We start from the raw sequence: 6,760 nt of genomic DNA on the forward strand, positions 1-6,760 counted from the left end.
CTTTTATTTTGCATTAAACAATATATGGCATTGTCAACATTGCAATACTAAACATCTTACGTCATGTTATATATGTTGTCATATATAACATTCATATGTATTTCATATATAACAACATCAATAGTGATGTTGTTATTAAATATTCAATATACGTCATTATCAACGCTACAGATAAACATCACACACTATAATATATATATTGCCATATATAACATTGACAAATTTCACATATACAATAATATCAATAGCAATGTTGTTGTTATATATTTCTTATACTTCATTATCAATGTTACATACTAAACATCATACGTTATAATATATATGGCATCATATATATTATTATTATTGATTTTATATACTTATAAATTAATACCGATGTTATAAATGAAGTATTCTTATATACCATTGTCATATATTAATAAAATCATATATGTTAATATATAATAAGGCATATATATAGGAATTAAAAACTACAAATATGATATTATCGATATTTATTAAATATATATATTACTATTCTATTAGAAATATTTAGTTACATCATTTTAATGATCAGTTTACACATTTATTAGAAATATCAAATAACCAGACAGGAATTTGTCTATCAAACTAGAAATCTACTAATTAATCTATGTAAATCAAATAGATTTTCAATAATAACTACAAACACATCATATACAGTGATATATATAATGACATATGTTATAATGATGAATTATACACATACTAGTTTTTTGAGATAAATCTTATTTTTAGTAGATATATACTCGATGTTCCATTCAATTTAAAATATTCATCTATATTTTTGAAAGAGGTGTTAATCTTGACAGCAAAAATTGTCACATTTGGTATAAGTAAAGGTGGTTGCTCTAAATCGACAAGTAGCGGCATTACTTCCTATCTATTAAGTCAAGAAGAGAAAGTGTTGGCTATTGACATGGATGGACAAGGGAACTTAACCAGTTTCTTAACCGGAGAGTATGACATATGCAGCGTTTTTGAGGAGAAAAGCATTTTAGAAGCAATCTTAAATGAAGATGCCCGTTCATACATTATTAAAATTAAAGAAAACCTAGACTTAATCCCAGCTAATGATTTTCTAGCAACATTACCTAGAAGAATGTATGAAAAGGGATTAAAGTTAGACGCATTACAAAAAGCACTTGAACCTGTTATGGAGGACTATGACTGGATTATTATTGATACGCCACCTGCATTATCCGAACAAACTGTTTTGCCGTTAAGTACCTTCTCTGAAGCTGGTAGTTACGCTGTTGTCATGTTTGACGGATCCATGTTTGCTTATTATGCGATTCCAAAGTTCTTAGAAATCATTGAAGGAGCAAAAGAACGATACAATCCAACCTTAGAAACAGCTGGTATTCTTTTCTCCTTGATCGATGCAAGAGCGAAAGAAAATGAAGTGATGGAAGAAGCAATTGATGAAGATTATCCTGGGCTGAAATTCCATTCCTTTATACGCAGAAAAGCTGCGACAAGACGTTTAGCCATAACTGGTTTTGAAGAAAACGCAGAATTAAAAATTGCCTTAGAATACTATATTCCCTTTATAAAGGAGTTGAAGGAACGTGTCCAACAAAATCAGCCTCAAAGATAAAATAAAAAAACCGAATGCTACTCAGACCTTTTTTAATTCATACGAAACTGATGTGATTGATGAGAAGACTGATAACAAAGTCGATATCAAAAAAGAAATCGAGAACAATAACATTACTGATAATAACAATCAAAACATTGACATCATTAATAATAACAATGACTTAGAAAACGAAACATATGTCATCAATGACAATAACGATATTGTTAATACTAAAATTGAAGATGAAGACGATGATTATCTTCGAAATCTTGCTTCTGGAAAAAAGACCTTGAAGAAGAAAGAGAAGAAAGTCTTTACTTCTTTTTATATGGATCCCGACTTGGCCACTGAAGTAGATAAAATTTCCGCTAGAGGGCAAAAAGGGGACAAATCAAAACTGATTAACCAGGCTTTGCGAAAATTATTAGAAGACTATGGCGTATTGTGATCTATTAATCAAAAAAATGAAAAAACTAGTAACTAAACAATCATTCTATTAATATATACTAGACGATTCAACGATTTGAGTTTATGAATGAACTCAGTAGGCAAGAAAGCTGGTCATAACAGATCAGCTTTTTTATTTTTAAAATTTTTGTTCAGCAATCACTTAGTAAATCACAGGGGTTATTTAATAGTAATTGAATAGTATAAAAAGTGTTACTAAAGTGTTACTTAAAGATTGAAACAGTGTTACTAAAGTGTTATCATTTGTATATAAGGTAAATAAATCCAATTTAGGAGATGATTGTTAATGAAATTTAAGATTGCGTCACTAGATGCTGGAAATGATAGTTTAAAAGGTTTTATCGGAGGACTTTCTGAAAAAAATCGTATTTACATACCGAATGTCATAAAAAGAATGGATACACGTTCAATGTTGTCAGATGAGAATGAACCAATTGAAGAACTACATGTCCATGTGACTTCTAGGGCTTTAAAAGAATCTGCAATCTATGCGGTTGGTAATTTAGCTGCGAAAGAAGTAAACAACGATGTCGTATCTTCTCGTGTTAAAAAAGGGGATTCTGAGCAAACAATCATTCTACTTCTTACTGCACTTGCATTGGATGCAGCTAAAAATTCAGATAAAGATGTTATAAACGTAAAATACTTATTGAGTACAGGTTTACCATTGGATGAGGTAAAAGATGATGAAAATGCACGGATTAATTTTAAGAAAAAACTGATAGAGAGTATGCATGAAGTAAAATTCGAACAAACCCCTGGAGGGTTAAAAGGAAAAACAGTTCGAATAGAGTTTGAAGACGTTATAGTAAGTATCGAGGGATATGCAGCAATGATCAATCTAACGATGGACGATTATTTTAATAAAAAAAATCAAGAACTACTGTCTAAAAATCTACTAATCACTGACATTGGTGGAAATACTAGAGATAAAGCGATTATTCGAAATGGAAAAATTGATAATGAAAGCTCAGAAGGGGATATTGCTGGAATCGGTCATTACCTTGATTTAATCAATAAAGATTTAGACCGTGAATACAGAAAAACCATTTTCAAATCAAGACGCCAACTTGTAGAAAACATTGTACGTGAGAACGATCCATTTATTATTAAGCCTGATGGCAAGCCTGTATCAATTAAATCAACTGTCGATAAACATCTACAAACTTACGCTCAATTGCAATACAATGATATCGTTAGCACATGGGATAACGTTGGCGACCTAGATGAAATTTACATCGTAGGTGGTTCAGCAGCTATCATTTGCGAACAATTAGAAGGTTTAAATAAAGTAGGTAAAGGATATGAACTACATTTTTTAGAGGCAGATGAGAGTATTTGGAGCATTGCAAAGGCATACTTCAAAATCCTATACATCGTTTCTAAAAATAAAGGGATTGAATTAGGGTTAAAAAAAGTAGGTGTTTAATGCGTGTCAAATAATAAAGCATTAGAACCTGGTAAAACATTTTCAATTAAGCTTCCAGTAGAGATAAGTGATGAAACATTAAAGTTTTTAAATGGGTTAGATAAGCGTAATTCAGAAATATTAAATCTTATTGAGGCAGCAGCAAAAGAAGCAAACGAAGAATCAATTGTTGACGACATATACGTACGCTTAGCCTATAAACTTACATCCGAAGACAGAAAGATATTAAATGATCCGGTTATTCAAAAATCAATCTCTGCATTCATCGCAATGTTGATTGGTAGTAAAAATACCATTCAAGCGCAAAGGCTCTATCCAACTGATCCTAATGAACGTACCAACGATAAGGATTCGGATGAAGATTTTTCTGATTTTGCAGGAATGCTAGATTTTGAGTAGACATTATTTGACCTGATAATGAGAAAGCGGCGAAGTAAATGGCTATAGAAGATTAAACCGAGTGCGAAATACGTAGAAATTTAGAAACCAGATAATCCTGAATGAAGGTTTTTCTGGTTTTTTTGTCATTTTTAAACTAAGTATTAATAGGAATAACAGTTAGCATCTTGGTGACACAACAGTTTGTACTTTTTGAATAAATTTTTGGCTTATAAAAAATAAATTCAACTTTGTTCAATGTTGTTACAAAGTACGAGCTTGTTAGTTAAAAGATAAAAAAAGACCTTCTTGGTGGAACCTCTTTTATTGCCTATCACGATGTTGGTGTTTATGTAGACCAGATTTCCATACGGCTTTTATGAAGCAAAATTAAAATCGAATGAAGACAGGCATCAGTTTAGTATTGGTGAATATTATAAATAATCATTCTACTCAATATCCCCCCTTACTTAAAGGGGGAGCCAAAATAGTATCACAGAATGTAATCCAACTAATTAAAAACAGATAAAGATGATTCAATTTATAATAAAAAAGTGAAAACATAGGAAACAATCCGTTTTACCTAAAACAATTGAAATCAGTACATAATAGCATACTTACCTTATTTTATTAACGGTACTTGCTTTCACATCTTCTTATTATCCAATTTACTAGGAGGCGGAATTTTGCAAAAAAAAGTTCTTCTGTTTACTGATTTAGGAATTGATGATGCATTTGCTTTACTGTATACCTTTTTTCGTAAGGATATTCAACTTGTAGGGATTGTAGCCGACTATGGGAATGTATCAAGGGAAAAAGCTATATGGAATATAAATTATTTAAAGTTTATCGCGGGAAGACAGGAGATACCTGTTTTTCTTGGTGCATCTGTCCCTTTAACGGGTATAGCTGTAAAGTCTTTTCCAGAAGTGCATGGGGAAGCTGGGCTAGGACCTATTATTCCTCCTCAAATCACCTCTCCTGTATACCCTATTAATGATATTTATCCCATTATAGATTCAAATTTGGACAACTTGATTATTATTAATTTAGGAAGGCTTTCTTCTTTGGCTACCGCATTTGTTTTAAACTTAGCTAAGATGAAGGATGTGAAAGAATACATTTGTATGGGAGGGGCTTTTTTTTATCCTGGAAATGTGACAGCTGTGGCAGAAGCTAACTTTTATTCTGATCCATATGCAGCAAATATAATTCTACAACATGCAAAAAATTTAACAATAGTTCCCTTAAACATTACTCAACATGCCGTTGTTACACCTGAAATGGTTCAACAAATCGATGCATTTCATCGTAACACAAAAGATCCAGCAGGGCTCATTATCAAGCCCATGTTGGACTACTACTATAGTTTCTATTCTAAATCGAATCCTGGCATAGCTGGAAGTCCTATGCATGACTTTGTAACAATCTGGTATTTGTTAAATCCAGAAGCGGTTCGTCTCTCAAAAGTACCAATTAAAATAATTCCTGACCAAGGAGATGGATTCGGTCAAAGTATTGCAGACTTTCGTTTTGAGGCAAATCCAGATTTTAAAACACATAGTGTGGCTTTTCAATTTGATTATGAAAAATTTAAGAAAGATATTATGGAAACATTTTTAAAAGAGAGGCTGTAACCTATTATTATGAGATAAGTGATAAAAATTTTGATTATTTTAGCATATGGATAAGGCGTATGCTAGTATTTCTTTGCCTGCAGAGGTTTCTCTTAAATGAACTATCCAATAAGAAGGCGACTGGGATTAACGCTACAACAATGCTTTAGTTCAATAGGACAAGAAAACGCCTGTTTAAAATCACGACGGGCAAGTTAAAAGTCCCGTATTTCACTTCTGATATTATATAGATTTAGCTCAAAATGTGGAGAGTACTTGTTTGGTCGTTGCATGGATAACGGTAATCAACATATCTTTTTTTAAACCAACAACGTTTACAAAACAGCTAAAATAAAAAAACGCCTAAACCGGCATTTACAAATATTTACGATTTACATTATTACCATCATAACTAAATAATACAACTTTCCCATCCATTCTTGTCTCAATATGAGTCGTTCTTCCCCACAATTGGTATATATATGATAAAACTTTTTCAAGATATTTAAGATCTAATTCAATTTCTTCAAATGAATGATTTAAATACAATTCACCATTTTTTTGATAGTCTCCATCATTTACAGTAATATAGGGATATCCACCATTCGTGCGCATATTTACCAATTGATCACGTACATTCACCCAACTTTTATCATTAATCTTATATTCTTTTCCCTGTTTATTAAACAAATACAAGTCTTTGTTCATAACAAATTCTTTTGATAAATAGTTTCTAATAAAACTAGTATCTGATTCAAGCTCACGTACTTCAAAAATTTTTTCAGTTCCAGAACCAGCTTTCACCCCATATTGTTTCATTTCTTCAGATGGATTGTTATATTTTTCTTCAATATCCTCAAACATTTTTAGTCCAAAATAGTAAGGGTTTATACTTGTCTTCGAGGGCTGTAGTACACTTGCATTCAGTTTTGCAAATTCAATTGATTCACCTGATGTTAAATCTAACTCTCTCATAATACGTTGATGCCAAAGACTAGCCCATCCCTCATTCATAATTTTTGTTTCGAGCTGTGGCCAAAAATAAACCAATTCCTCTCGTAACATTGTTAAAATGTCTCGTTGCCACTCTTCTAATTCGCGACTAAAGTGTTGAATAAATAGTAAAAGATCCTTTTCAGGTTGTGGTGGGAATTTCTTTTTTCGAGGTTTTACAGGAGCAATGTTTTCTTTTTTATTATCTAAATTCCATAAATCATCATATGGTCCTACTCTAGGATGGGGGGGGGAGCATATCATCTTCTAATTGCC

The 6,760-nt window shown here is 31.7% G+C and carries 5 protein-coding genes and 1 pseudogene; 5 read left to right on the plus strand and 1 reads right to left on the minus strand.

Translation table 11 applies throughout. The annotated features are described in order from the left end of the window. The first annotated feature begins 823 nt into the window (after window positions 1–823). From CN601_RS23960 to CN601_RS23980, 5 genes are all read left to right on the plus strand, one after another. Complete coding sequence (locus tag CN601_RS23960; protein WP_257131804.1) at window positions 824–1,618, plus strand: ParA family protein; 795 nt, start codon at window positions 824–826, stop codon at window positions 1,616–1,618. Then, a complete protein-coding gene (locus CN601_RS23965) occupies window positions 1,590–2,048 on the plus strand; it encodes a ribbon-helix-helix domain-containing protein (protein ID WP_098121716.1) in 459 nt (152 codons plus the stop codon). The genes CN601_RS23960 and CN601_RS23965 overlap by 29 nt, the downstream gene beginning before the upstream one ends. Window positions 2,049–2,354: 306 nt before the next feature. Continuing rightward, entirely contained in the window at window positions 2,355–3,497 is a 1,143-nt protein-coding gene (locus CN601_RS23970; RefSeq protein WP_098121715.1) for a ParM/StbA family protein, read from the plus strand. A gap of 3 nt (window positions 3,498–3,500) precedes the next feature. Further along, window positions 3,501–3,896, plus strand: a complete 396-nt coding sequence (locus CN601_RS23975; RefSeq protein WP_098121714.1) for a hypothetical protein — start codon at window positions 3,501–3,503, stop codon at window positions 3,894–3,896. A 665-nt stretch (window positions 3,897–4,561) separates the two neighbouring features. Then, complete coding sequence (locus CN601_RS23980; RefSeq protein WP_098121713.1) at window positions 4,562–5,512, plus strand: nucleoside hydrolase; 951 nt, start codon at window positions 4,562–4,564, stop codon at window positions 5,510–5,512. 354 nt (window positions 5,513–5,866) lie between these two features. Here the strand turns inward: CN601_RS23980 and CN601_RS23985 are convergent. Then, a pseudogene (locus CN601_RS23985) lies at window positions 5,867–6,724 on the minus strand (SpoVR family protein); the annotation flags it as partial. Window positions 6,725–6,760: the final 36 nt, after the last annotated feature.

The sequence above is a fragment of the Bacillus sp. AFS017336 genome, from assembly GCF_002555445.1.
Classification (GTDB): domain Bacteria; phylum Bacillota; class Bacilli; order Bacillales; family Bacillaceae_G; genus Gottfriedia.

Coding starts and splice junctions, on each gene's coding strand:
- CN601_RS23970 (WP_098121715.1), top strand. CDS start 2,355: ATGAAATTTAAGATTGCGTCACTAGATGCTGGAAATGATAGTTTAAAA.